General features: G+C 70.6%; 3 protein-coding genes. 1 reads left to right on the plus strand and 2 read right to left on the minus strand.

All coding sequences use genetic code 11. The features are described 5' to 3' along the window. Both H0487_RS22430 and H0487_RS22435 read right to left on the minus strand, forming a co-directional pair. A partial coding sequence (locus H0487_RS22430; RefSeq protein ID WP_183096411.1) for an FHA domain-containing protein occupies positions 1-393 on the minus strand: 393 nt, incomplete at its 3' end. A gap of 5 nt (positions 394-398) precedes the next feature. Then, on the minus strand, positions 399-1,706 hold the full coding sequence (locus tag H0487_RS22435) for a protein kinase domain-containing protein (RefSeq protein ID WP_183096412.1): 1,308 nt from the start codon (positions 1,704-1,706) through the stop codon (positions 399-401). A gap of 122 nt (positions 1,707-1,828) precedes the next feature. Here H0487_RS22435 and H0487_RS22440 point away from each other — a divergent pair. Further along, on the plus strand, positions 1,829-2,487 hold a 659-nt coding region (locus H0487_RS22440), incomplete at its 3' end, for a vWA domain-containing protein (protein ID WP_183096413.1).

Raw genomic sequence — 2,487 nt, forward strand, 5'->3', positions numbered from 1 at the left:
CCGCTCCCGCGGCGGTGGCGGCAGGGTCGGCTGCTCGAAGGAGTCGGCTGGTGCCGGCGGGGGCGGAGGCAGCGGGGGCGGCGTGCTCCCGGTCGCCTGCTCGACCGGCGTGATGACGAGGTCGGCGCCGGGCGCGACCGGACCGCAACGGATCTCCGTCCGTCCCCGGATGGGGTGCTCGCTGACCCGCACCCCGTCGACGAAGGTGCCGAACTGGCTGCCGGAGTCGACGAGGACCCACGCGCCGTCGACGGGACGGAGCTCGGCGTGCTGGCGCGACACGGAGCCTGCGGTGAGGACGATCTCCGCCTCGATGGCGCGGCCGATCCGGATCACCGACGTCCCGCCGAGACGCAGGACGCGACCGTCGACCTCCACCACCAGGGGCGACATGCCGCTCACGCTCCCGGCCGGCGCACCTGGACCGTGGCGTTGCGGATCTGGATCCGGGCCCCGGCGACCAGCTCGATCGTCCGGTCGGGGTCGAGCGTGAAGCTCTGGCCGCCGGGATAGGCGACGGGCCAGGCGAAGTCGGAGGCGTTGTGCAGGCCCCAGCGATCGGGGGCCTGCGGGTGCTGGCGCAGACCGCCGAGCACGACCGGGTGGTCGACGCCCGAGGCCAGGTGGTCGGAGCGGATGGCGGCCTGGGGCCCGACCGCGACCGTGCGCCGGCCGACCTGGAGCAGGTACGGCGGCGTCACCGACGTACCGTCCTGCCAGCAGACGGGGTCGGGCTCGTCGCTGCTCCAGAAGTTCGTCGTCCCGCAGCTGGGGCAGGCGAGGAGGCCGTCGCGCAGCCGGTCCATCGCCTTGATCCACTGGCCCTCGGTCACCCGGGCTCCCGGCTTGCCCATGCCGTCGACGAACGCCTGGACGAAGAGGTCGCGCAGGAACTGCGGGTAGATGTTCCAGTACTGCTGCACGATGTCGGCGGGCCGGTTGGCCTCGTCGCTCGGATGCATGCAGAACAGCGGCTCGGTGCCGAAGTGGGTCATCAGCCAGTGCGCGTCGCGCACGCCGGCGTCGGTGCGGCGTCCCTCGAGCGGGTGCCCGAGGAAGAGGGAGTAGAACAGCAGCACGGCGAGCGAGTGCCGGTCGGTGTCGGTGTTGGGCAGCGTCCGGTAGGTCGTGTCGCGGACGACCTCGGGCGCCATGAAGTACGGCGTCCCGAGCACTCGGCCGGTGCCGTTGTCGATGCCGACGTTGTCGTTGTCGCAGATCAGCACGCTGCCGTTGGTCGGGTCGAAGAAGACGTTGCCGAACGAGATGTCGCGGTAGCAGAGACCGCGCGCGTGCAGCCGCAGGAAGCTGTAGCTGAGCTGGCGGCAGAGCTCGATGATCGAGGAGAACGACACGTCGAGCGGGTTGCCGTCACGGTCGGCGTTGAGCAGCAGGTAGCTGAGCTCGAGGAACTTCGGGTCGCGCAGGTGCATGACGTAGCCGAAGCTCGGCTGGCTGTGGACCCGCGCCATGCTGAGCGGCCAGAGGAAACGCTGGTGCGGCGAGCCGATCTCGACGAGCTGCTGCATCTCCTGGTACTGCTCGGTGGTCGCACTCTCGGGCTTGTACCACTTCAGCGCCAGCGGCTCGCCGGTGTCACGTCGTACCTCGAAGACGTAGCCCTGGCCGCCCTGTCCCAGCAGGGACGTCACGCGCGCGCGACCCAGCGGTCCGAGGTCGACCTCGACACCCTCTGCAAGCACCATGGGTGTTGCCGACCTCCGTGCGTCAGAGTTCCAGCCGGAACCGTTGTCAGTGTGTGACAATCTATAGCCTGACCAGTGGGGGCGGCGTCCAAACCCGCAACGGACCCGCAACAGGAGATGGCATGAGTGACCGGCTGGGCGGCGCGCTGGCGCGCAAGCCCCTTCACTTCATTTTCGTCCTGGACGTCTCCGGGTCGATGATGCGCGGCGGCCGGATCCAGGCTCTCAACAACGCCATCTCCGAGGTCCTCCCCCACCTCAAGGACGAGGCCCGCGCCAACCCGCACGCCGAGATGCTGATCCGGGTGCTGGCGTTCGCCAACGAGCCGCGCTGGGTGATCGAGGAGCCGACCCCGGTCGACCAGATCCACTGGGAGCGGCTCGAGGCCGTGCCGCGCGGGTTCACCGAGCTCGGCAGCGCCCTGGTCACGTTGACCGAGGCGCTCGCCCACCTCGACGAGGGCACCAGCGCCTATCCCCCGGCGATCATCCTCGTCTCCGACGGCCGTCCCACCCAGAGCAGCGGCACCACCTTCGCCGAGGGCCTCCAGGCCCTGCTCAACAACCGCTGGGGCGCGACCGCCGTGCGACTGGCCCTCGGGGTCGGCCGCGACGCCGACATGCACTCGCTGCGCCGCTTCATCGGCGACGAGGACGTGCCGCTGCTCCGCGCCGACAATCCCGAGCAGCTCGTCGAGTACATCGTCTGGGCGTCCAAGGCCGCCAGCAAGGTCGCGTCGCGACCGGTCGTCGGCGGCGGCGGTCTGACCGCTGTGCCGCC

Source organism: Nocardioides stalactiti (assembly GCF_014180715.1).
Lineage (GTDB): Bacteria > Actinomycetota > Actinomycetes > Propionibacteriales > Nocardioidaceae > Nocardioides > Nocardioides stalactiti.

Coding starts and splice junctions, on each gene's coding strand:
- H0487_RS22435 (WP_183096412.1), bottom strand. CDS start 1,706: ATGGTGCTTGCAGAGGGTGTCGAGGTCGACCTCGGACCGCTGGGTCGC.